Annotated in this window: 18 protein-coding genes; 12 read left to right on the top strand and 6 right to left on the bottom strand. The window is 62.5% G+C overall.

From position 1 onward, the window contains the following. Positions 1 to 379 precede the first annotated feature (379 nt). The 11 genes from DMX12_RS18210 (at position 380) to DMX12_RS18160 (ending at position 17,454) form a co-directional block, all read left to right on the top strand. Positions 380 to 556, top strand: coding sequence for a hypothetical protein (locus tag DMX12_RS18210; protein WP_003250005.1), 177 nt, complete (start codon positions 380 to 382; stop codon positions 554 to 556). Next, a complete protein-coding gene (locus tag DMX12_RS18205; RefSeq protein ID WP_177411273.1) occupies positions 540 to 3,515 on the top strand; it encodes a sensor histidine kinase in 2,976 nt (991 codons plus the stop codon). The genes DMX12_RS18210 and DMX12_RS18205 overlap by 17 nt, the downstream gene beginning before the upstream one ends. A gap of 4 nt (positions 3,516 to 3,519) precedes the next feature. Further along, complete coding sequence (locus DMX12_RS18200) at positions 3,520 to 4,965, top strand: sigma-54 dependent transcriptional regulator (protein WP_054913922.1); 1,446 nt, start codon at positions 3,520 to 3,522, stop codon at positions 4,963 to 4,965. An 829-nt stretch (positions 4,966 to 5,794) separates the two neighbouring features. Then, complete coding sequence (locus DMX12_RS18195; protein ID WP_110679066.1) at positions 5,795 to 7,183, top strand: polynucleotide adenylyltransferase PcnB; 1,389 nt, start codon at positions 5,795 to 5,797, stop codon at positions 7,181 to 7,183. Then, complete coding sequence (gene folK, locus DMX12_RS18190) at positions 7,180 to 7,659, top strand: 2-amino-4-hydroxy-6-hydroxymethyldihydropteridine diphosphokinase (protein ID WP_110679065.1); 480 nt, start codon at positions 7,180 to 7,182, stop codon at positions 7,657 to 7,659. The genes DMX12_RS18195 and folK overlap by 4 nt, the downstream gene beginning before the upstream one ends. A gap of 262 nt (positions 7,660 to 7,921) precedes the next feature. After that, a complete protein-coding gene (gene panB / locus DMX12_RS18185) occupies positions 7,922 to 8,722 on the top strand; it encodes a 3-methyl-2-oxobutanoate hydroxymethyltransferase (RefSeq protein ID WP_009685363.1) in 801 nt (266 codons plus the stop codon). Next, complete coding sequence (panC, locus tag DMX12_RS18180) at positions 8,719 to 9,582, top strand: pantoate--beta-alanine ligase (protein ID WP_054913925.1); 864 nt, start codon at positions 8,719 to 8,721, stop codon at positions 9,580 to 9,582. Before panB ends, panC begins: the two co-directional genes overlap by 4 nt. A 148-nt stretch (positions 9,583 to 9,730) precedes the next feature. Next, positions 9,731 to 11,395: a glucose-6-phosphate isomerase gene (gene pgi, locus DMX12_RS18175; protein ID WP_110679064.1), complete on the top strand. Its 1,665-nt coding sequence runs from the start codon at positions 9,731 to 9,733 to the stop codon at positions 11,393 to 11,395. 197 nt (positions 11,396 to 11,592) lie between these two features. Next, a complete protein-coding gene (acs, locus tag DMX12_RS18170; protein ID WP_110679063.1) occupies positions 11,593 to 13,527 on the top strand; it encodes an acetate--CoA ligase in 1,935 nt (644 codons plus the stop codon). Between the two features lie 42 nt (positions 13,528 to 13,569). Further along, a complete protein-coding gene (locus DMX12_RS18165) occupies positions 13,570 to 14,439 on the top strand; it encodes an oxygenase MpaB family protein (RefSeq protein WP_110679062.1) in 870 nt (289 codons plus the stop codon). Positions 14,440 to 14,517: 78 nt separating this feature from the next. Then, a complete protein-coding gene (locus DMX12_RS18160; protein ID WP_110679061.1) occupies positions 14,518 to 17,454 on the top strand; it encodes a DUF748 domain-containing protein in 2,937 nt (978 codons plus the stop codon). Positions 17,455 to 17,608: 154 nt separating this feature from the next. On the opposite strand, the gene DMX12_RS18150 is transcribed toward DMX12_RS18160, so the two are convergent. Continuing rightward, positions 17,609 to 18,022, bottom strand: coding sequence for a VOC family protein (locus tag DMX12_RS18150; RefSeq protein WP_110679059.1), 414 nt, complete (start codon positions 18,020 to 18,022; stop codon positions 17,609 to 17,611). Positions 18,023 to 18,082: 60 nt separating this feature from the next. Between DMX12_RS18150 and DMX12_RS18145 the strand changes: the two genes are divergently transcribed. Then, the gene (locus DMX12_RS18145; RefSeq protein WP_110679058.1) at positions 18,083 to 18,385 is read left to right on the top strand and encodes a putative quinol monooxygenase; all 303 of its coding nucleotides are present in this window, start codon (positions 18,083 to 18,085) and stop codon (positions 18,383 to 18,385) included. 68 nt (positions 18,386 to 18,453) lie between these two features. On the opposite strand, the gene DMX12_RS18140 is transcribed toward DMX12_RS18145, so the two are convergent. From DMX12_RS18140 to rbfA, 5 genes are all read right to left on the bottom strand, one after another. Then, complete coding sequence (locus tag DMX12_RS18140) at positions 18,454 to 18,804, bottom strand: BON domain-containing protein (protein ID WP_110679057.1); 351 nt, start codon at positions 18,802 to 18,804, stop codon at positions 18,454 to 18,456. A 264-nt stretch (positions 18,805 to 19,068) separates the two neighbouring features. Continuing rightward, positions 19,069 to 21,174, bottom strand: coding sequence for a polyribonucleotide nucleotidyltransferase (gene pnp, locus DMX12_RS18135; RefSeq protein WP_110679056.1), 2,106 nt, complete (start codon positions 21,172 to 21,174; stop codon positions 19,069 to 19,071). A 250-nt stretch (positions 21,175 to 21,424) separates the two neighbouring features. Next, positions 21,425 to 21,694: a 30S ribosomal protein S15 gene (gene rpsO / locus DMX12_RS18125; RefSeq protein ID WP_009685353.1), complete on the bottom strand. Its 270-nt coding sequence runs from the start codon at positions 21,692 to 21,694 to the stop codon at positions 21,425 to 21,427. 147 nt (positions 21,695 to 21,841) lie between these two features. Then, complete coding sequence (truB, locus tag DMX12_RS18120) at positions 21,842 to 22,759, bottom strand: tRNA pseudouridine(55) synthase TruB (protein ID WP_009685352.1); 918 nt, start codon at positions 22,757 to 22,759, stop codon at positions 21,842 to 21,844. Between the two features lie 3 nt (positions 22,760 to 22,762). Continuing rightward, complete coding sequence (rbfA, locus tag DMX12_RS18115; RefSeq protein WP_009685351.1) at positions 22,763 to 23,161, bottom strand: 30S ribosome-binding factor RbfA; 399 nt, start codon at positions 23,159 to 23,161, stop codon at positions 22,763 to 22,765. Between the last annotated feature and the right edge of the window lie 23 nt (positions 23,162 to 23,184).

Below are 23,184 nucleotides of genomic sequence, written 5' to 3'. Positions count from 1 at the left end.
CTCTGTGCCAGATGCGCGCGGCCGCCTTGTTCGTACGACGCGATTTTGAGGCATGCACCAAGGCGTTCGCGCGCAAATCCCACAGGAATAACTGGCCCGAAACAAACGTAGGAGCGAGCGCAGCTCGCGATGCGCCGCGCGGGCGGCGCTCGCTCTAACAGGCGCTGCATACCTTGTGGCAAACACCTGTCAGCCCTGATGCGATCCCCGTGGGAGCTGGCTTGCCAGCGATAGGGCCCGAACAGGCCATCTTCCCCTCAAAACAAAAGCCCAACAAATTCAAACCCTTGGCTAACCTCAGCGATTCCCGCTAGCATCCGCCCAATCATTTGCGCCAATAATAAGTTCAAACCCGCAGCGCCCAACCATCGAGGCCAGCATGTACATCTATCGTTTGGTCCTGCTTCTGGTCGTGGGGATCTACCTGTTCTCCCCGGCCATCATGGACTGGTGGATCGAACCGACCGGAGCGTGGTACCGCCCGTACCTGCTCTGGCTGATCCTGATCGTCGTCACCTTCATCCTGCAGAGCCAACGAGATGCCGATGAGCTTTAGCCTGACCCAGATGATCCTGATCAGCGCCGGGTACCTCATGGTGCTGTTCGGCGTAGCCTGGGTCAGCGAGCGCGGGCTGATCCCGCGCGCCATCATTCGCCACCCGCTCACCTACACCCTGTCGCTGGGCGTTTACGCCAGTGCCTGGGCGTTCTACGGCTCGGTGGGCCTGGCCTATCAGTACGGCTACGGCTTCCTTGCCTGTTACCTGGGGGTGTCCGGTGCATTCCTGCTGGCGCCAGTGCTGCTGTACCCGATCCTGAAGATCACCCGCACTTACCAGCTGTCGTCGCTGGCCGACCTGCTGGCGTTCCGCTTCCGCAGCACCTGGGCCGGCGCGTTGACCACCCTTATCATGCTGATTGGCGTACTGCCGTTGCTGGCGTTGCAGATCCAGGCGGTGGCCGACTCGATCAGCATCCTTACCGGTGAGCCGGTCAAGGCCCGGGTGGCCTTCGCGTTCTGTGCGCTGATCATCCTGTTCACCATCTTCTTCGGCTCCCGGCATATCGCCACGCGCGAAAAGCATGAAGGGCTGGTGTTCGCCATCGCCTTCGAGTCGGTGATCAAGCTGCTGGCACTGGGCGGTATCGGCCTGTACGCCCTGTATGGCGTGTTTGGCGGCCCGCACGAGCTGGAAGTGTGGCTGCTGCAGAACCAGACCGCCCTGGCCGCGCTGCACACCCCGCTGCAGGAAGGCCCGTGGCGCACCCTGCTGCTGGTGTTCTTCGCCTCGGCCATCGTCATGCCGCACATGTACCACATGGCCTTCACCGAAAACCTCAACCCACGCTCGCTGGTCAGCGCCAGTTGGGGCCTGCCGCTGTTCCTGCTGCTGATGAGCCTGGCCGTGCCGCTGGTACTCTGGGCCGGGCTGCGCCTGGGCGCCAGTACCAACCCCGAATACTTCACCCTGGGCCTGGGCATTGCCGCCAACAACCAGGCACTGGCCCTGCTGGCCTATATAGGCGGCCTGTCGGCGGCCAGTGGCCTGATCATCGTCACCACCCTGGCGCTGTCGGGCATGGCCCTCAACCACCTGGTGCTGCCGCTATACCAGCCCCCGGCCGAGGGCAACATCTACCGCTGGCTGAAATGGACCCGCCGCGCACTGATCGTCGCCATCATCACCGCCGGCTTCATGTTCTACCTGACCCAGAACAACCACCAGAGCCTGGCCAACCTGGGCATCGTGGCGTTCGTGGCCACGCTGCAGTTCCTGCCCGGCGTGCTGTCCGTGTTGTACTGGCCGACCGCCAACCGCCGCGGCATCATCGCCGGGCTGCTGGCCGGCACGCTGGTGTGGATGGTGACCATGCTGCTGCCGCTGCTGGGCAACCTGCAAGGCTTCTATATCCCGCTGCTGGACATGATCTACGTGCTGGACGATACCAGCTGGCACATGGCGGCCATCGCCTCGCTGGCGGCCAACGTGCTGCTGTTCACCCTGATTTCGCTGTTCACCAACGCCAGCACCGAAGAGGTCAGCGCCGCAGAAGCCTGCGCGGTGGACAACGTGCGCCGCCCACAGCGCCGCGAACTGCACGCAGCCTCGCCCCAGGAATTCGCGACCCAACTGGCCAAGCCGCTGGGCGCCAAAGCCGCGCAAAAGGAAGTGGAGCAGGCCCTGCGCGACCTTTACCTGCCGTTCGACGAACGCCGGCCATACGCCCTGCGCCGCCTGCGTGACCGCATCGAGGCCAACCTGTCGGGCCTGATGGGCCCGAGCGTGGCTCAGGACATGGTCGAGACCTTCCTGCCGTACAAGTCCGGTAACGAGAACTACGTCACCGAGGACATCCACTTCATTGAAAGCCGCCTGGAAGACTACCACTCGCGCCTGACCGGCCTGGCCGCCGAGCTCGATGCCCTGCGCCGCTACCACCGCCAGACCTTGCAGGAGCTGCCCATGGGCGTCTGCTCGCTGGCCAAGGACCAGGAAATCCTCATGTGGAACAAGGCCATGGAAGAGCTCACCGGCATTGCCGCCAAGCACGTGGTCGGCTCACGCCTGGTGACCATCGCCGAGCCCTGGCGCGGGCTGCTGCAGGGCTTCATCAACGTGCCCGACGAGCATCTGCACAAACAACGCCTGGCACTCGATGGCCAGCCACGCTGGCTGAACCTGCACAAGGCGGCCATCGATGAACCACTGGCCCCCGGTAACAGCGGCCTGGTACTGCTGGTCGAGGACCTGACCGAAACCCAGGCCCTGGAAGACAAGCTGGTGCATTCCGAGCGCCTGGCCAGCATCGGCCGGCTGGCCGCCGGCGTGGCCCACGAAATCGGCAACCCGATCACCGGCATCGCCTGCCTGGCGCAAAACCTGCGCGAGGAGCGTGAAGGCGACGGCGAAATCACCGAGCTGTCCAGCCAGATCCTCGACCAAACCAAACGCGTGTCACGCATCGTCCAGTCGTTGATGAGTTTTGCCCATGCCGGTGGCAGCCACCAGAACAGCGAGGAACCGGTGTGCCTGGCCGAAGTGGCGCAGGACGCCATTGGTCTGCTGGCGTTGAACCGGCGTAATTTCGAAGTACAGTTCTTCAACCTCTGCGACCCCGACCATTGGGTAGAAGGCGACCCGCAGCGCCTGGCCCAAGTGCTGATCAACCTGCTTTCCAACGCGCGCGACGCCTCGCCGCCCGGTAGCGCAGTGCGCGTGCGCAGCGAGGTGAGCGAGCACACCGTCGACCTGATCGTCGAGGACGAGGGCAGCGGCATCCCGAAGAACATCCAGGACCGTCTGTTCGAGCCGTTCTTCACCACCAAGGACCCCGGCGAGGGAACCGGACTGGGCCTCGCTCTGGTCTATTCCATCGTGGAAGAGCATTATGGGCAAATCACCATCGACAGCCCGGCCGACATCGAACGGCAACGTGGCACCCGGATCCGCGTGACCCTGCCCCGGCATGTCGTAGCGACGTCCCCTGAAATTCGAGACCGTCGAGAGAATTGAATCAATGCCGCACATTCTGATCGTCGAAGACGAAACCATCATCCGCTCGGCCTTGCGTCGTCTGCTCGAGCGGAACCAGTACCAGGTCAGCGAAGCCGGCTCGGTGCAGGAAGCCCAGGAACGCTTCAGCATTGCCACTTTCGACCTGATCGTCAGTGACCTGCGCCTGCCAGGTGCACCCGGCACCGAGCTGATCAAGCTCGGCCAAGGCACCCCGGTGCTGATCATGACCAGCTACGCCAGCCTGCGCTCAGCCGTGGACTCGATGAAGATGGGCGCGGTGGACTACATCGCCAAGCCCTTCGATCACGACGAAATGCTGCAAGCGGTGGCCCGCATCCTGCGCGACCGGCAGAACGCCCCGGCTGCAGCACCGGCTGCCGAGCCCCGCGCCAGCACCGGCAAGGCAGCCCCTGCCGACAAAGCGGCCCCGGCAGCGGCCAATGGCGACATCGGTATCATCGGCTCGTGCCCGCCCATGCAGGACATGTACAGCAAGATCCGCAAGGTGGCCCCTACCGATTCCAATGTGCTGATCCAGGGCGAATCGGGTACCGGTAAAGAGCTGGTGGCGCGCGCCCTGCACAACCTGTCGCGGCGCGCCAAGGCGCCGATGATTTCGGTGAACTGCGCGGCCATCCCCGAAACCCTGATCGAGTCCGAGCTGTTCGGCCACGAGAAAGGCGCGTTCACCGGCGCCAGTGCCGGCCGTGCGGGCCTGGTGGAGGCTGCAGACGGTGGTACGTTGTTCCTCGATGAAATCGGGGAACTGCCCCTGGAAGCCCAAGCCCGCCTGCTGCGCGTGCTGCAGGAAGGGGAAATTCGCCGGGTCGGTTCGGTGCAGTCGCAAAAGGTCGATGTGCGCCTGATCGCCGCGACCCACCGCGACCTGAAGAACCTGGCCAAGGCCGGCCAGTTCCGCGAAGACTTGTACTACCGCCTGCACGTGATCGCCCTGAAGCTGCCCGCGCTGCGCGAGCGCGGCAGCGACGTCAATGAAATCGCCAGTGCCTTCCTGGCCCGCCAGAGTGCGCGCATTGGCCGTGATGACCTGCACTTCTCTGCCGAAGCCGAACAGGCCATTCGTCACTACAGCTGGCCGGGCAACGTACGTGAGCTGGAAAACGCCGTGGAGCGCGCGGTCATTCTCAGCGAGAGCGCAGAAATTTCTGCCGACCTGCTGGGTATCGACATCGAGCTGAGCGACCTGGAAGAAGACGATATTCTCGACAACGCCCTGGCGGTGGCCAGCGCGGCCAATGCCAGCCACGAGCCGACCGAGGACTTGTCCCTGGAAGACTACTTCCAGCACTTCGTGCTCGAGCACCAGGACCACATGACCGAGACCGAACTGGCCCGCAAGCTCGGCGTCAGCCGCAAATGCCTGTGGGAACGCCGCCAACGCCTGGGCATTCCGCGGCGCAAGAGCAACGCCACCAGCGATAACTGACCCGCATGGGTGGGAGGTTCCTCCTACCCCTTCTCTACCAGCCTCACCGGCCTGTTCGCGGGCTTGCCCGCTCCCACAAGCACAGCGCAACCTGGCAGCCACGGTGATCCTGTGGGAGCGGGCAAGCCCGCGAAACGGCCAGCCACCACACCCCAGGTAACACATCCGCCGCCGCAGAAATCTGTTACCCACCCTCTGCGCCGTAACAGTCACCGAGGCGTACGGTAACGAAATTTCCACATTTCGGGCCTGCCACAAACCTGCAGAATCCAGCAAACCATTGATTTTACTGGTTTTTCAGAAGTTGGCACGGCACCTGCTATATCTCTGGTACAAGAACAATAACAAGCACTGCAACTCATAATAAGAACAAGACGAAACGGCTCACGCACAATAAAAACAAGACGGCGGAGGCGCAGCTAACTGATTCTTTTGGAGAGGATGCGTGTTTGGGGCTTGCCCCACGACCAGGCAGAGAACAACAAAAACTGCACTAAAAAGCAGCGCCTGAACTGGTTGGATCAACAGATCAACGTGACATCAGCGGCCAAAGCAATCCGTTTGCTCTTTACCCCCGGTTTGGGGGTCGTCCACAAGCTTCAGGCTTTGTGGGCAGGGCACTCAACAAAAACAAAAAGCCCGGCAAAAAAATAATAAGAGCACGCAACGACACTTCTTGGGGAGCTTAGGCTCCCCTTGTCGTTTCTGCGATTCCCGCAGGCTTCCTGCTACCCGCCTACACCATTCCCTGAGTAAATGCTAGAATCCCCGCCCATCATGCGGCCATTCTCCTATTCTTGGCCGAACATTCCTTCAAACAGTGCATCCCATGCTGAAGAAGCTGTTCCAGTCGTTCCGCCCGCCCGTACCGGGCCAGCACCACAGGCGCACCACGCCTGAGGTGATCAACAAGAGCCAGCACTCGTTGCAGCGCCACCAGTTCAGCCGCCACGCGGTGAACATTGTCGAGCGCTTGCAGGCTGCCGGTTACCAGGCCTACCTGGTCGGTGGCTGCGTCCGCGACCTGATGCTGGGCATTACGCCGAAAGACTTCGACGTTGCCACCAGTGCCACCCCTGAACAGGTCCGTGCCGAGTTCCGTAATGCGCGCATCATTGGCCGCCGCTTCAAGCTGGTCCATGTGCATTTCGGCCGTGAAATCATCGAAGTCGCTACCTTCCGTGCCCCGCATACGGAAGATGACCAGAATGACAGCCACCGTTCGTCGCATAACGCCAGTGGTCGCATCCTGCGTGACAACGTATACGGCACCCTGGAAGAAGACGCGCAGCGCCGCGACTTCACCATCAACGCCCTGTACTACGACCCGGTCAGCGAGCGCATTCTCGATTACGCCAACGGCGTGCACGATGTTCGCAACCGCCTGCTGCGGCTGATCGGCGACCCGACGCACCGCTACCAGGAAGACCCGGTGCGCATGCTGCGCGCAGTGCGCTTTGCGGCCAAGCTGGACTTCGGTATCGAGAAGCATACCTTCAAGCCGATCCGCGAACTGGCCCCACTGCTGCGCGAAATCCCGCCAGCGCGCTTGTTCGAAGAGAGCCTGAAGCTGTTCCTGTCGGGCCAAGGTGCCATCGCCTTTGAAATGCTGGTCGACCTGGAGCTGTTCGAGCCGCTGTTCCCGGCCAGTGTGCACGCGCTGGAAGAGCGCCCGACCTATACCCACACGCTCATCAGCCAGGCACTGAACAACACCGACCTGCGGGTGAAGCAGGGCAAACCGGTAACGCCGGCGTTCCTGTTCGCCGCGCTGCTGTGGCCTGCCCTGCCAGCCCGCGTGCTGCATTTGCAGAGCCAGGGCGTACCCCCGATTCCGGCCATGAATGGCGCAGCCCACGACCTGATCGCCGAGCAATGCGCCCGCATCGCCATCCCCAAGCGCTTCACCCTGCCAATCCGGGAAATCTGGGACATGCAGGAGCGCCTGCCACGCCGCAGCGGCAAGCGCGCCGACATGCTGCTGGACAACCCGCGCTTCCGTGCCGGTTACGATTTCCTGCTGCTGCGTGAAAGCGCGGGCGAAGAAACCGACGACCTGGGGCAATGGTGGACCGATTACCAGGACGCCAACGACAGCGAGCGCCGCGAGATGATCCGCGACCTGGGCAACCGTGACGAAGGCAGCACTGCCGGCCCGCGTAAACGCAAGCGCAGCGGCAGCAAACGCAAGCGCGCTGGCGACGAGGCATTCGAGTGACGACGCGCGCCTACGTCGGCCTGGGCAGCAACCTGGCTGCACCGGCCGAGCAGTTGCGCAGCGCGTTGCAGGCGCTGGACCAGGTCGCGGCCACGCGCCTGGTAGCAGCCTCTGCCTTTTACACCAGCGATTCGCTGTTGCCCGGGCAGCCACGCTATACCAACGCCGTCGCGGCGCTGGACACCCAGCTGGCACCGCTGGCCTTGCTCGATGCCCTGCAAGCCATCGAGAACGACCAGGGCCGGGTGCGTGCCGAGCGCTGGGGCCCACGCACGCTGGATCTGGACATCCTGCTGTTCGGCGACCAGGTGCTCGACGAGCCCCGCTTGAAGGTGCCGCATTACCACATGCATGCCCGCCCCTTCGTACTGTACCCGCTGGCCGAGCTGGTACCGGGCGACTTCCGCCTGGCCGATGGCCGCGCCCTTGCGCAGCTGCTTGAGGCTTGCCCATTCGTCGGCCTGGAGCGCTTGTAAACCGGGTGCTCCAGCCCGTTGCACCGGCCCGGTAACGCCAGTAACACCCTGATCGTAACAATGCGGTAACAGGGTGATTGACTTCCCCCACCTCGCTCACGACTATAGGCGTCCCGTGTGGCAACTGACTGCCGCATACCCGTATTTAGGCCCGGACGGACCTGTGCCCGAACATCACGCGCGATGATGTGCCGCTCCGGAAGATGACTACACGCGTTGAATGCAGTCGTTTTTTACAGCGCCTGAACGAGGAATTTCCTACATGCCTGAAGTAACCCTGACCACCCTGCATGGCCTCAAGGCCAAGGGTGAAAAAATCACCATGCTGACCTGCTACGACGCGACCTTCGCCAAAGTCGCCAGCCAGGCCGGTGTTGAAGTGTTGCTGGTGGGCGACTCGCTGGGGATGGTCCTGCAGGGCCACGACAGTACCTTGCCGGTCACCACGGCCGACATGGCCTACCATACCGCCAGCGTCAAACGTGGCAATGACGGCGCGCTGATCCTGGTAGACCTGCCATTCATGGCCCATGCCACCCCGGAACAGGCCTTTGCCAACAGCGCCACGCTGATGCAGGCAGGTGCCCACATGATCAAGATCGAAGGTGCCGCCTGGCTGGCAGAAACCATTCGCCTGCTGGCTGAGCGTGGCGTACCGGTGTGTGCGCACCTGGGCCTGACCCCGCAGACCGTCAACGTACTGGGCGGCTATAAAGTGCAAGGCCGCCAGGAAGCCCAGGCCCGGCAGATGCGCGCTGATGCCATTGCCCTGGAACAGGCCGGTGCAGCCATGCTGCTGCTGGAGTGCGTACCCAGCGAACTGGCCGCGGAAATCACCAACGCGGTCGGTATTCCGGTGATCGGCATCGGCGCCGGCAGTGCCACCGATGGCCAGGTGCTGGTGCTGCACGACATGCTTGGCCTGTCGCTGAGCGGCCGGGTGCCCAAGTTCGTGAAGAACTTCATGCAGGGCCAACCGGATATCCACAGCGCCCTCGTTGCTTACGTCGAGGCCGTCAAGCAAGTCAGTTTCCCAGGCAGCGAACACGGGTTCAGTGCATGAATACAGTCAAGACCGTCCGCGAACTGCGCGCAGCAGTAGCTCGTGCCCGCGGTGAGGGCAAGCGCATCGGTTTCGTGCCGACCATGGGCAACCTGCACAGCGGCCACGCGGCCCTGGTCACCAAGGCCGCGCAGCGTGCCGATTTCGTGGTCGCCAGCATCTTCGTCAACCCGCTGCAGTTCGGTGCCAACGAGGACCTGGACAGCTACCCGCGTACCTTGGCCGCCGACCAGGAGCGCCTGCTGCAAGCCGGCTGCAACCTTTTGTTCGCACCCAGCGTGGCAGAGATGTACCCCGACGGCATGAGCGTGCAAACCCGGGTCAGTGTTCCCCAGCTTTCCGAAGGCTTGTGCGGCGCCAGCCGGCCAGGGCATTTCGAAGGTGTGGCCACCGTGGTCACCAAGCTGTTCAACATGGTCCAGCCAGACCTTGCGGTGTTCGGTGAAAAGGACTTCCAGCAACTGGCAGTGATCCGCGCCATGGTCCGCGACCTGAACATGCCGATCCAGATCATTGGCGAGCCCACCGTGCGGGCCGACGATGGCCTGGCGCTGTCGTCGCGTAATGGTTACCTCACGCCCGAGCAGCGGGCCACCGCGCCCGCGCTGTACCGTACGCTGCAGCATATCGCTTCGGCCATTGGCCGCGGGCAGCGGGATTTTGCCGCGCTGGTTGCCCAAGGGCAGGCGCAGCTGGTTGCCGCGGGTTTGCGTCCAGATTACCTGGAAGTGCGCCATGCCGTGAGCCTGCGCCCGGCGGTGATCGATGATCGCGACCTTGTGGTGATTGCGGCGGCTTACCTGGGTAACACCCGGTTGATCGACAATCTGTACCTGCATGTGGAAGAGAAAACCGCATAAAGGCCTTGGGGGCTGCTTTGCAGCCCCCTCAAAATCCCCGTCCCACAGCCATTCCCAGCGCGTGACCTTTGCCTATAATGATGCAGCCTGAACCCGGCAATGACTGCCGTGTCCAAGGCCTCACCACGCATTAAGGGAACCCCGCGCAATGGCGTATTACCGTACACCCCACGATGTGACGGCGCTGCCCGCCTGGCAGGCGCTTCAGCAACACCGCGACGCCATGCAGAGCTTCAGCATGCGCGACGCCTTCGCCGCCGATGCCCAACGCTTCGACCAGTTTTCCCTTAGCGCTTGCGGCCTGTTTCTCGATTACTCGAAAAACCTGATCACCGAGCAAACCCGCGATCTGTTGGTCAACCTGGCCAACGAAGTGGGCCTGCAGGACGCTATCAAGTCGATGTTCAGTGGCGAAATCATCAACGCCTCCGAAGGCCGCCCGGTGCTGCATACCGCATTGCGCCGGCCGGTTGGCGACAAACTCAGCGTCAACGGCGTGAACGTCATGCCGGAAGTGCACAAGGTACTCAACCAGATCACTGAACTGGTTGGCCGCATCCATGACGGCCTGTGGCGTGGCTACAGCGAAAAGCCGATCACCGACGTGGTCAACATCGGCATCGGCGGCTCGTTCCTCGGCCCGGAGCTGGTTTCCGAAGCCCTGCTGCCCTACGCGCAGCGCGGTGTACGCTGCCACTACCTGGCCAACATCGACGGCAGCGAGTTCCACGAACTGTCGGCCAAGCTGCGCGCCGAAACGACCCTGTTCATTGTTTCGTCGAAGTCGTTCAACACCCTCGAAACCCTGAAAAACGCCATGGCTGCGCGTACCTGGTACCTGGCCCAGGGCGGTTCGGAGGCCGAGCTGTACCGCCACTTCATTGCGGTTTCCAGCAACAAGGCTGCCGCGGTGGCCTTCGGTATCCGCGAAGAGAACATCTTCCCGATGTGGGACTGGGTGGGGGGGCGCTACTCGCTGTGGTCGGCCATCGGCCTGCCGATCGCCCTGGCCATCGGCATGGCCAACTTCAAGGAGCTGTTGTCCGGCGCCTACACCATGGACCAGCATTTCCAGACCGCGCCGTTCGACAAGAACATGCCGGTACTGCTGGCCCTGCTGGGCGTGTGGTACGGCAACTTCTGGGGCGCCAGCAGCCATGCGATCCTGCCGTACGACCATTACCTGCGCAACATCACCAAGCACCTGCAGCAACTGGACATGGAGTCCAACGGCAAGAGCGTGCTGCAGGACGGCACCCCGGTCAAAGCCGAAACCGGCCCGGTAATCTGGGGTGGCGTCGGCTGTAATGGCCAGCACGCCTACCATCAGTTGCTGCACCAAGGCACCCAGCTGATTCCGGCCGACTTCATCGTGCCGGTCGTGAGCTTCAACCCGGTCGCCGACCATCACCAGTGGCTGTACGCCAACTGCCTGTCGCAAAGCCAGGCCCTGATGCTGGGTAAAACCCGCGAAGAAGCCGAAGCCGAGCTGCGTGGCAAAGGGCTGAACGAAGCAGACATCGAAAAGCTGGCCCCGCACAAGGTGATCCCGGGCAACCGCCCGAGCAACACCCTGGTGGTAGAGCGCATCAGCCCACGCCGTTTGGGGGCGCTGGTGGCCATGTATGAACACAAGGTGTTCGTGCAAAGCGTGGTCTGGGGCATCAACGCCTTCGACCAGTGGGGCGTCGAGTTGGGCAAGGAGCTGGGCAAGGGCGTGTACCAGCGCCTGGTCGGCAGCCTGGACGACAGCGCCGAAGATGGTTCCACCCAAGGCCTGATCAACTACTTCCGCGGCCGTCATCGCGGGTGATCTCAGGCCTGTGCCGGCCGCTTCGCGGGCACGCCCGCTCCCACAGCGATAGCGCCGCCCGCGAGTGGGGCGTAGTACCTGTGGGAGCGGGCATGCCCGCGAAGAGGCCGGCACAATTTGAACACCTCTCCCAGCTACACTGTCCTATCGAATAGCCGTTGCAGTCCCTCGCCCCTTACAAGAGCAGGACCACCGCCATGTTCGATATCCGCAACTATCCCCAGGCCCTGGCCGTCAGCCAGTCCGCCGCCCTCACACCTGACGACTACCAGCGCCTTTACCGCCAGTCGGTAGAAGACCCCGACGCCTTCTGGGCCGAGCAAGCCAAGCGCCTGGACTGGATCAAGCCGTGGTCAAGCGTGCAGCAGTGCGACCTGCGCTCCGGCGAGGCCCGCTGGTTCGACGGCGCACAGCTCAACGTCAGTTACAACTGCATCGACCGCCACCTGGCCCAGCGCGCTGAGCAGACGGCCTTGCTGTGGGAAGGCGACGACCCTAAAGATGCCAAAGCCATCAGCTACCGCGAACTGCACCGCGAAGTCTGCCGCCTGGCCAACGCCCTGAAGGCGCGCGGGGTGAAGAAAGGCGACCGCGTGTGCATCTACATGCCGATGATCCCCGAAGCAGCGTTCGCCATGCTGGCCTGCACCCGCATCGGCGCTATCCATTCGGTGGTGTTCGGTGGCTTCTCGCCGGACGCCCTGCGTGATCGTCTTCTCGATGCCGACTGCCGTACGGTGATTACCGCCGATGAAGGCGTGCGCGGCGGCAAGCGTATCCCGTTGAAGCAGAACGTCGACAAAGCCCTGGCCAGTTGCCCGGCCGTCAGCAGCGTCTTCGTGGTACGCCGTACCGCAGGCGCGGTGGACTGGGCCGAGGGCCGCGACCTCTGGTACCACGAGGCAACCGAACACGCCGGCGACGACTGCGCCCCCGAGCCCATGGCAGCCGAAGACCCGCTGTTCATCCTCTACACCTCTGGCAGCACCGGCAAACCCAAGGGCGTGCTGCACACCACCGCCGGCTACCTGTTGCAGGCAACCCTGACCTTCAAGGTGGTGTTCGATTACCGCGACGGCGAAGTATTCTGGTGCACCGCGGATGTGGGCTGGGTGACCGGGCACAGCTACATCGTCTACGGCCCATTGGCCAACGGCGCCATCTCGCTGATGTTCGAAGGGGTACCGAACTACCCAGACACCTCGCGCTTCTGGCAGGTGGTGGACAAGCACCAGGTCAATATTTTCTACACCGCGCCGACCGCGCTGCGGGCACTGATGCGCGAGGGCTCCGGGCCACTGCAGGGCACCTCGCGCAAAAGCCTGCGCCTGCTGGGCAGTGTCGGCGAGCCGATCAACCCGGAAGCCTGGGAGTGGTACTTCGAAGAGGTCGGGCAAAAGCGCTGCCCCATCGTCGACACCTGGTGGCAGACCGAAACCGGCGGCATCATGTTGACCCCCCTGCCCGGCTCGACCACGTTCAAGCCGGGCTGTGCCACCCAGCCCATGTTCGGCGTACAGCCCGCCCTGCTGGATGAAAAGGGCGAGGTGATAGACGGGCCGGGTGCCGGCCTGCTGGTGATCAAGGCCAGCTGGCCCGGGCAGATCCGCAGTGTCTATGGCGACCACCAGCGCATGGTCGACACGTATTTCAAACCCATGCCCGGTTACTACTTCACCGGCGATGGCGCCCGCCGTGATGCCGACGGCGACTACTGGATCACCGGGCGTATTGACGACGTGATCAATGTGTCAGGGCACCGTATCGGCACGGCCGAAGTGGAAAGCGCACTGGTGTTGCATGATCGCGTCGCCGAAGCTGCCGTGGTCGGCTACCCGCATGACCTCAAGGGCCAGGGCGTGTACGCCTTCGTCACGGCCATGAATGGCGTTACACCGGACGAAGCGCTCAAGGCCGAGCTACTCGCCATGGTCAGTAAGGAAATCGGCAGTTTCGCCAAGCCCGAGCTGATCCAGTGGGCCCCGGCACTGCCCAAGACCCGCTCCGGCAAGATCATGCGGCGTATACTGCGCAAGATCGCCTGCAACGAACTGGACAACCTGGGCGATACTTCGACGCTGGCCGACCCCGCCGTGGTGCAGGACCTGATCGACAAACGCCTCAACCAGTAACCGGCGGCCGCTGCTGATGGCCGCCCTGTATCGCAGGTCGCCATGGAAGCCCTACGCCGCCGTATCGAAACCCAGGTCATGAGCCTTACCGGGCTGGCCCTCGGCCAGCTCGACCTGGAGTCCCCCAAGGGTGACCCAGGGCTGTTCGGCCCGCACAGTGTCAGTTGGCAGGTGCATGGCGATTTTCCGAGCATGCTGGTCGGCGGCATCAGCGCACTCATGCTGCAGCTATTGCATCCGCTGGCCCTGGCCGGCGTGTGGGACCACTCCAACTTCCGCGAGGACTTGCTCGGCCGCCTGCGGCGCACCAGCCAGTTCATCTCCGGTACAACCTTCGGCGCGACCGGTGATGCCGAGTGGCTGATCGAGAAAGTGCGCACCATCCACCTGCAAGTGACCGGCACCGCGCCGGATGGCCGGCCCTACGCGGCCAGCGACCCAGCTTTGCTGACCTGGGTGCATGTGGCAGAGGTCAGCAGCTTTCTGGCCGCCCACTTGCGCTACCGTAACCCGCACCTGCCGCGCAGCGAGCAAGATGCCTACTACAATGAAATCGCCTTGATCGCCGAGCGCCTTGGCGCCCGTGACGTACCACGCTCGTGCCAGCAGGTGGATGCCTACCTGCAAGCCATGCGCCCGCAACTGCACTGTGATGCGCGCAGCCGGGAGGTCATGCGGATTCTGCTCGACGCCCCTGCCCCCAGCCGCCTGGCTCAACCGGTGGGCAAACTGATGCTGCACGCCGGCATCGACCTGCTGCCTGGCTGGGGCCAGAGCCTGCTTGGCCTGCAGCACCGGCCCTGGCAGCAGCGCCTGATCCGCCTGGGCCTCAAGCCCACGGCAGCGCTGCTGCGCTGGGCAATGCGCGACGGCTCCGCGCACCGCGCCAGGCGGCGCATGGGCATCGAGTGAGGGCAACAGGTCGCGCCTGCGGAACTGATTTAACGTGCCATACTCCAAGCACTCCTGCTCAGACCGACGAAGCGACACATGTACAAAGGATTGACTCGCGCCGCTGGCGCCATCGTGGCCCTGGTAGCCCTCTACAGCCTGCTTGGGTTCCTGATTCTTCCCGGCGTGGCGCTGCGTATCGCCAATCAGCAATTGGCCAAGTACGCTACCGTGCCCGCGCACCTTGAACGCATCGAACTCAACCCCTTCAGCCTCGAGCTGACCCTGTGGGGCCTGCAGCTTGGCGAGCCTGGCAAGGAGCAGATCGGTTTCGACCGGTTGTACGCCAACCTGTCGCTCGACAGCCTGTGGAGCAAGGCCCTGCACCTGGAAGCGGTCGAGCTCGACAAGCCCCGCAACCAGGTCCTGTTCGCCAAAGACGGCACACTCAACCTGACGACGTTGTTCAAGCTGCCGCCGAGCGAAGCCAAGCCCGACGAGCCACCCAGCGACCCCTTCCCGCTGCGTATCGGCAGCATCAAGCTCAAGCAAGGCTTGCTGCACTTCCAGGACATGCGCCCGAGCGAACCCATCGAGTTCCTCTACGACAACATGAACCTGGAGCTGAAGAACCTCAGCACCTTGCCTGACGACAACGCCGACATGACCCTGGTGGCCAACGGCCCCAACGGCGGGCGCATCGACTGGAACGGCACCCTCAGCCTATCGCCGATCGCCTCGCAAGGCACGCTGAAAGTCACCGACGCCAAGATGAAGCTGTTCTGGCCCTACGTGCGCGATGCCGTGCCCCTGGTGCTGCAGGACGGGCTGGTCAGCCTTCAGACCCAGTACAAGCTCAACCTCGCCAAGCAGACCGAGCTGCTGCTGGACAACGCCACGCTGCGGGTGGCCCCGTTCGCCATCAACGCGCCAGACGGCCGCCCGTTGGCGCGCCTGGCCAACCTGGAGGTGAGCGAGACGACCGTCGACCTGGTCAAGCAACAGGTCAGTGTGGGCAAGCTGCGCAGCGACAAGCTGGAAACCTGGGCTGCACTGGAAAAGGACGGCCAGCTCGACTGGCAGAAGCTGTTCGCCAGCCAACCGGCCAAAGCCACGCCGAAAGAAAAGGCCGAACCGGCTGCCGCCGGCCCTGCGCCTGAGCCGCAATCGGCCAACGAACCGGCCAAGCCTTGGCAGGTATTGCTCAAGGACGTGCAACTGCGCAACTACCTGGTGCACCTGGCAGATCGCAGCCAGAAAGAACCGGTAGCGCTCGATGTCGGCCCGCTGGATGTCGACCTGCAAGGCTTCGACAGCCTCAACCAGTCCCCCTTCACCCTCAAGCTCGATACCGGCGTAGGCAAGCAAGGCAAGCTGCAGGCCGCCGGCCAGGTGAACCTGGCGCCCATCCAGGCCAAGCTCGACGTCAGCACCCGCGACATCGACCTGCGCGTGGCCCAGGCCTACGTCAGCCCGTTCATCCTGCTGGAACTGCGCAGCGGCATGCTCGACAGTGACCTCAAGGTCGACCTGAAGAACACCACGCCACTGGCCTTCACGGTCACCGGCAAGGCCCAGGTCAGCCAACTGCATACGTTGGACACCATCAAGAGCCGGGACTTTGTGAAATGGCAACAGGTCAACGTAGACGGCTTGTCGTATGTGCACGGTGATGCCCTGTCGATCGACAAGGTGACCCTGCAGGAGCCCTACGCGCGCTTCATCATCAACGAAGACCGCACGACCAACGTCAATGACCTGTTGATCCCGCAACCGGCCGGCGCCAAGCCAAGCAGCCCGGCCACAACGGCCCCCGCCAGCAGCAACAAGCCGCTGGGCATTCATATTGGCCAGGTCGACATCAAGAACGGCTCGGCCAACTTTGCCGACCTGTCCCTTACCCCCAACTTCGCCACCGCCGTGCAGCAACTCAACGGGCAGATCGGCACCATCGACAACCGCAAGCCGGTGCCTGCCAAGGTGGATGTGAAAGGCAAGGTCGACCGCTACGCGCCGGTTACCATCAAGGGCGCCCTCAACCCGTTCAACCCGCTGGCCAGCCTGGACATCGCCACCAGCTTCAAGCGCGTCGAGCTGACCACCTTGACGCCCTATTCCGGCAAATTCGCTGGTTACCGCATTCGCAAAGGCCGGCTCAACCTCGACTTGCACTACCTGATCACCAATGGCCAGCTCAAAGCCGAGAACAAGGTAGTGGTGGAGCAACTGCAGTTAGGTGAGAAAGTCGACAGCCCGGATGCGGTCGACCTGCCGATCCGCCTGGCGGTGGCGTTGTTGAAGGACACTCAAGGCAAGATCTCGATCGAGCTGCCCGTGTCGGGCGACCTCAACAACCCGCAGTTCAGCGTGATGCCGATCGTCTGGCAAACCCTGCGCAACCTGGTGCTGCGGGCAGCCCAGGCGCCCTTCAAGTTCATCGGTGGGCTGATCACTGGCGGCGGTTCGCAAGACCTGGGTAACGTCGCCTTCGCCCCCGGTTCCAGTACCCTCAGTGGCGATGCCCAGGCGGCGCTGGACAAGCTGGCTTCCGCGCTTAAAGAACGCCCGGAGTTGCGCCTGGAAATCGAGGGCACCAGCGCCCAGGCCAGCGATGGCCCACTGATTGCCCAGCAACGCCTGGAACGTGAGTATCAGGCCACCTGGTACAAGATATTGCAGCGTCGCGGCGACAAGGTGCCTGCCAATGCCTCTATGCTGGTGGTCGACGACAGCGACAAACCCGCGATGCTCGAAGGCATCTACCGTACACGCCTGAAGCAACAACCGCCGGCCGAATGGGAGCAACTAAGCCGTGACGAACGCACGGCCAAGTTGCGCGATGCGGTGATCAAGTCGTGGGCGGAGAGTACTGCATTGTTGCGCACGCTGGGTCAGGAGCGGGCCAGCAGCATCAAGGATTACCTGGTCGACAAAGGCAAGCTGGAAGATGACCGGGTGTACTTCATCGACACCAGCCTGGGCCAGCCCGAGAAAGACGGCCGGGTGGTCACCCCGATGCATCTGGATGCTGAATAATTAGCAAGCCTGACGCGCACCTGTGGGAGCGGCCTTGTGTCGCGAAAGGGCCGCAAAGCGGCCCCAGCAATTGATAAATCGCTGCTGAAACCCTGGGGCCGCTGCGCGGCCCTTTCGCGACACAAGGCCGCTCCCACAGAGGCAGGCGCAGGCTTCAGACCAACCGCTGCCCCGACACCGCCGGGTGATACAGCGGCTGCACCTTGTTCCCCGCCGGGTCCAGCAGGTGGAAGCTGCGCGCGCCATCACCATGGTTGAAAGGCCGGTCGAGCAAGGTCACCCCTCGGGCCTTGAAGTACGCATACCAGGCCTCCAGTTCCTCGACGCTGTCCACGATGAACCCGTAATGATCCAAGGTCTGCAACCCGTTGGTAGCCCCTGCCCCGCGCCCCAGCGACATGTTGTCATTACCGCAGGTCAGGTACACCAAGTCTTCATTGGCGCGGCTCAGTACTTCCATACCCAGCACATCGACGTAAAAGCGTTCGCACTCCTCAAGGTTGGGTACCAGCAAGGCAATATGGCGCAGGCCATTCAGGCGGCCAGGACGGGCAGGCAATTCAGACATTGGCTAGGCTCCTTTTTTGTATACAATTCATCATTGAATTTAAAACAAAAGGAGCGCTTTGTGTATAGCCTGTTCATCAAGACCCGCGTGAAGCCCGGGTGTGCCGATGCTTTCCTTAGCGCGATCAAAGTCAATGCCGCTGCTTCGGTGGCCAGCGAGGCGGGTTGCCTGGTGTTCGATGTGTCGCAGGACAGGGTCGATCCGGATGTGATCTACCTGTATGAGATCTACCGCGATGATGCGGCGTATGAGGCGCATACCCAGACCGCCCATTTTCGAGATAGCCGGCCCCTGGTCGAACCGCTGATCATTGAGCAGGAATGCTTCGAGAGTGATGTGGTAGCGAGTAATCCGGCTTATTAAATAAAAGGGGCCGCGAAGCGGCCCTACAGCATTTGGTGGCCAAATCCGTTTGGCCGACGGGACATTCCTTATTCGGCTTTCAGGCCGTCAGCCGAAACGGCCTGTACGCCTTTGATCTTCTTGGCAATGCTGACTGCCAATTCTTTCTGGGTGTTAGTCACTTTCACGTCAGACGACAGCGAAACCACGCCTTTGTTGGTTTCTACCTTGATGTCGCTGCCTGGTACGCCTTTCTCGGTCATCAGGTCAGCCTTGACCTTGGTGGTGATCCAGGTATCGGAGGTAGCTTCCTTAGCTTTGGTCACCTCACCGGCCGCCAGCATCATCGGGGCCTGGGTGGTCTGTTGGGCAAAAGCCGCGTTAGCCATGGTCAGGGTCAGAGCGGTAGCAGTAGCGGCAGCAATGGCGAACTTCTTCATGTGGGTCACTCCTGTTTTTCGAAAGGTCTGCGCCGTGTGTCCTGGCGTCAGGTATGAAGGTAGTTGCATGCGCTGTGCCAGGTTTTGATTTTCTATTAAAACCTTATAAATCAGTACCTTAGCGATTAAGCGAAACGGCCGTAGTCATGCATTTTGCAATCTGCACCTGCAACCTGCATGCAAGATGCAAGTCCGCAAAAGGTTCCCGCCCCGGTCAAAAAAAAAGAGCCCCGAAGGGCTCTTTCATTGCTGCGTAGCGGTCGCTTAAACGCCCGAGGCCTTGGCCGCGGCTACGTCCTTGATCGACAGCTTGATACGGCCGCGGTTGTCCACGTCCAGCACCAGTACTTCAACTTCCTGGCCTTCCTTGAGGATGTCGGTGACTTTCTCGACGCGCGCATCGCTCAGCATGGAGATGTGCACCAGGCCGTCTTTGCCAGGCAGGATATTGACGAAGGCGCCGAAGTCGACGATACGCTCGACCTTGCCGACGTAGATCTTGCCGATCTCGGCCTCGGCGGTGATGCCCAGGATGCGCTGCTTGGCAGCATCTGCCGCTTCCTTGGTTTCGCCGAAGATCTTGATCGAGCCGTCGTCTTCGATGTCGATCGAAGCCTTGGTCTCTTCGCAGATGGCGCGAATGGTGGCGCCGCCTTTACCGATCACGTCACGGATCTTGTCGGTGTCGATCTTCATCGAGATCATGGTAGGCGCGTTGGCCGACAACTCGGTACGCGACTGGCCAATGACCTGGTTCATCTGGCCGAGGATGTTCAGGCGCGCTTCCAGGGCTTGGCCCAGGGCGATTTCCATGATCTCTTCGGTGATGCCGTTGATCTTGATGTCCATCTGCAGCGCAGTGACGCCTTTGGCGGTACCGGCTACCTTGAAGTCCATGTCGCCCAGGTGGTCTTCGTCACCGAGGATGTCGGTCAGGACCGCGAACTTGTCGCCTTCCTTCACCAGGCCCATGGCGATACCGGCCACTGGCGCCTTCATCGGCACACCGGCGTCCATCAGCGCCAGCGAAGCACCGCAGACCGAAGCCATGGAGCTGGAACCGTTGGATTCGGTGATTTCCGAGACCACGCGGATGGTGTACGGGAACACGTCGGCGGCAGGCAGCATGGCCTGGACCGAACGACGGGCCAGACGGCCGTGGCCGATTTCACGACGGCCAGCGCCGCCCATGCGGCCACACTCACCTACCGAGAACGGTGGGAAGTTGTAGTGCAGCATGAAGGGGTCTTTCTTCTCGCCTTCGAGGGTGTCCAGCAGCTGGGCGTCACGGGCAGTACCCAAGGTCGCAACCACCAGGGCCTGGGTTTCACCGCGGGTGAACAGCGCCGAACCGTGGGTTTTCGGCAGCACGCCCACTTCGATGTTCAGCGGGCGAACGGTCTTGGTGTCGCGGCCGTCGATACGTGGCTTGCCGTTGACGATGTTTTCGCGAACGGTGCGGTATTCGATTTCGCCGAAGATGTCTTTTACTTCAGCAGCCGAAGGCTGGCCTTCTTCACCGGAGAACTTGGCAACCGCCTGGTCACGCAGCTCGCCCAGGCGCGCATAGCGGTCGGCCTTGACGGTGATGGTGTAGCCTTGCGAAACCGCTTCGCCGAACTCGGCACGGATGGCGTTGAACAGCTCGGTGTTGGCCACCGCAGGTTTCCAGTCCCAGGTTGGCTTGCCCGCTTCGGCAGCCAGCTCTTTCACGGCCTGGATCACGGCCTGGAACTCGTCATGGGCGAACAGTACCGCGCCCAGCATCTGGTCTTCGGTCAGCTCCTGGGCTTCGGATTCAACCATCAGCACGGCGTCGGAAGTACCGGCAACGACCATGTCCAGGCTGGAGGCAGCCAGTTGCTCGTAAGTCGGGTTCAGCAGGTAGCCGGTGCTTTCGTGGAAGGCCACGCGCGCGGCGCCGATCGGGCCTTCGAACGGAATGCCGGAAATGGCCAGGGCAGCCGAGGTACCGATCATCGCAGCGATGTCCGGGTCAGTCTTCTTGCTGGTGGAAACCACGGTGCAGACGACCTGCACTTCGTTCATGAAGCCTTCCGGGAACAGCGGGCGGATCGGACGGTCGATCAGGCGCGAGGTCAGCGTCTCTTTCTCGGAAGGACGGCCTTCACGCTTGAAGAAGCCACCTGGGATCTTGCCAGCGGCGTAGGTCTTTTCCTGGTAGTGAACCGACAGCGGGAAGAAGCCCTTGCCTGGATCAGCCTGTTTGGCGCCTACCACAGTCACCAGCACGGTGACGTCGTTATCGACGGTAACCAGCACGGCGCCGGTTGCCTGACGGGCAATACGGCCCGTTTGGAGAGTGACGGTCGATTGACCGAACTGGAAAGTCTTGATTACCGGGTTCACGGTTTCCTACCTTTTTCAGTGGCTCTTGGGGGAACTGGTTTCTTGCGAATTCTTGGGCAGAACGGGGAATCGGCCCCATTGACCGTCCAGATACAACACGAGGCTGGGAGCCTGGCCGCTGCGCGGTAAACCGCTCAGCTGAACCAGGCTGCCAACCTCGGAGATACGCGTGGCGTGCCCGACGACCCTGCTGCGAAACAGCAAAGCCGAAGCCTGCGACACGCCATGCACACCACTGACCAGGCCGCTATTAGCGACGCAGGCCCAGGCGACCGATCAGGGCGCTGTAACGAGTGGTGTCTTTGCCCTTCAGGTAGTCCAGCAGCTTACGACGCTGGTTAACCATACGGATCAGACCACGACGGGAGTGGTGGTCTTTATCGTTGGCCTTGAAGTGGCCTTGCAGCTTGTTGATGTTGTGGGTCAGCAGAGCAACCTGCACTTCCGGGCTACCGGTATCGCCGGCGGCTTGCTGATATTCGGCAACGATCTTAGCTTTTTCTTCAACGCTGAGGGCCATTTGGCTTCTCCTGATAACGGATCCCGCATGCGGGGTCCAATAGGCCAGGGACAAATCCCTGTATTAATAAAAAAGGTGTGACCGTGCCTACTGACAGCCACCCTTGCTGCCGTGGGGTTCGGCAATTGCCTGGCCCCGCGGTTTCGGTCATTCCGACCGAATAAGCCGACGCGGCGCGATGCGCCCGTCTTCGCTCACTTCACCGATACCGATGAAGCGCGCATTATGATCCTGTACCCGGACCATGCCAAATTGTGGCGCGTCCGGCGCGCGTACCGCCTGCCCATGCAGCCAGTAGAACGCACTGTGTTCGGACAGGCTGACCATTGGCCAGTCCTGCAGGCCGCTGTCCGAGGGCATCAGGAAGCGGTCCAGCGCTTCGTTGCCGCCTTCGGCGTGAGCCTGTTCGAGCGCTTCGAGGGTCACCGTCTGTGCCAGCGCGAAGGGCCCGGCCTGGGTCCTGCGCAGCTCGGCAACATAGGCGCCGCAGCCCAGGGCCTCGCCAATATCCTCCACCAGGGTGCGGATATAGGTGCCTTTGCTGCAACCTACGCTCAACCGTGCACGGGTACCTTCGCACTCGAGCAACTCCAAGCGGCCAATAGTAACAGAACGCGCCTCGCGCTCCACTACCTCTCCTGCACGTGCCAGCTTGTACAGTGGCTGGCCATCACGCTTGAGTGCCGAGTACATCGGCGGTATCTGGCTGATGGGGCCGCGAAAACGCGGCAGCACCGCCTCGATATCGGCGCGACCAACGGTCACCTCACGGGTCTGCAGAACCTCACCTTCGGCGTCGCCGGTGTTGGTAGTCTGCCCCAGCTGCATGACCGTTTCGTAGCCCTTGTCGGAGTCGAGCAGGTACTGCGAAAACTTGGTCGCCTCGCCAAAGCACAAAGGCAGCACGCCCGTTGCCAGCGGGTCGAGGCTACCGGTGTGGCCGGCCTTTTCCGCATTCAGCAGCCAGCGCACTTTCTGCAGGGCGGCATTGGAGGTGAAGCCCAGCGGCTTGTCCAGCAGGATGATGCCGCTGACGTTGCGGCGGATACGTTTGACCTGGGCCACCGCTTACTCCTTGGTGTCCGGCTCGTCGGCTTCCTTGTGCATGCGGTCTTCGGCCACTGCACGCTCGATCAGCGCCGACAGGTGCACACCGCGGCTGACACTTTCATCGAAGTGGAAGTGCAGTTGCGGCACGCTGCGCAGTTGCATCGAACGCCCCAGGTGCAGGCGCAGGAAGCTGGCAGCGCTGTTGAGTGCCTTGAGCGACTGCTGCACGGCGTCCGGGGTTTCTTCGCCCATGACGGTGATGAACACCTTGGCATGGCCCAGGTCGCGGCTCACGTCCACGGCGGTGATGGTCACCAGGCCGACACGCGGGTCCTTGACTTCGCGACGGATCAGCTCGGCCAGCTCGCGCTGCATCTGATCGCCAATACGTTGGGTACGGCTATATTCTTTGGCCATTCTTGCTACCTGTAACTTAAAGC

Source organism: Pseudomonas sp. MB-090624, assembly GCF_003205245.1.
Taxonomy (GTDB): domain Bacteria; phylum Pseudomonadota; class Gammaproteobacteria; order Pseudomonadales; family Pseudomonadaceae; genus Aquipseudomonas; species Aquipseudomonas juntendi.
Note: the sequence above shows the minus strand (reverse complement) of the source record. Positions and strands in the feature narration are given on the sequence as shown.

Bases quoted from the DNA above. Each gene is read 5' to 3' on its own strand.
- DMX12_RS18150 (WP_110679059.1), bottom strand. From the start codon at position 18,022: ATGTCTGAATTGCCTGCCCGTCCTGGCCGCCTGAATGGCCTGCGCCAT.
- panC (WP_054913925.1), top strand. From the start codon at position 8,719: ATGAATACAGTCAAGACCGTCCGCGAACTGCGCGCAGCAGTAGCTCGT.
- acs (WP_110679063.1), top strand. From the start codon at position 11,593: ATGTTCGATATCCGCAACTATCCCCAGGCCCTGGCCGTCAGCCAGTCC.
- DMX12_RS18205 (WP_177411273.1), top strand. From the start codon at position 540: ATGCCGATGAGCTTTAGCCTGACCCAGATGATCCTGATCAGCGCCGGG.
- pgi (WP_110679064.1), top strand. From the start codon at position 9,731: ATGGCGTATTACCGTACACCCCACGATGTGACGGCGCTGCCCGCCTGG.
- panB (WP_009685363.1), top strand. From the start codon at position 7,922: ATGCCTGAAGTAACCCTGACCACCCTGCATGGCCTCAAGGCCAAGGGT.
- DMX12_RS18195 (WP_110679066.1), top strand. From the start codon at position 5,795: ATGCTGAAGAAGCTGTTCCAGTCGTTCCGCCCGCCCGTACCGGGCCAG.
- DMX12_RS18210 (WP_003250005.1), top strand. From the start codon at position 380: ATGTACATCTATCGTTTGGTCCTGCTTCTGGTCGTGGGGATCTACCTG.
- DMX12_RS18200 (WP_054913922.1), top strand. From the start codon at position 3,520: ATGCCGCACATTCTGATCGTCGAAGACGAAACCATCATCCGCTCGGCC.
- DMX12_RS18140 (WP_110679057.1), bottom strand. From the start codon at position 18,804: ATGAAGAAGTTCGCCATTGCTGCCGCTACTGCTACCGCTCTGACCCTG.
- rpsO (WP_009685353.1), bottom strand. From the start codon at position 21,694: ATGGCCCTCAGCGTTGAAGAAAAAGCTAAGATCGTTGCCGAATATCAG.
- DMX12_RS18160 (WP_110679061.1), top strand. From the start codon at position 14,518: ATGTACAAAGGATTGACTCGCGCCGCTGGCGCCATCGTGGCCCTGGTA.
- DMX12_RS18165 (WP_110679062.1), top strand. From the start codon at position 13,570: ATGGAAGCCCTACGCCGCCGTATCGAAACCCAGGTCATGAGCCTTACC.
- rbfA (WP_009685351.1), bottom strand. From the start codon at position 23,161: ATGGCCAAAGAATATAGCCGTACCCAACGTATTGGCGATCAGATGCAG.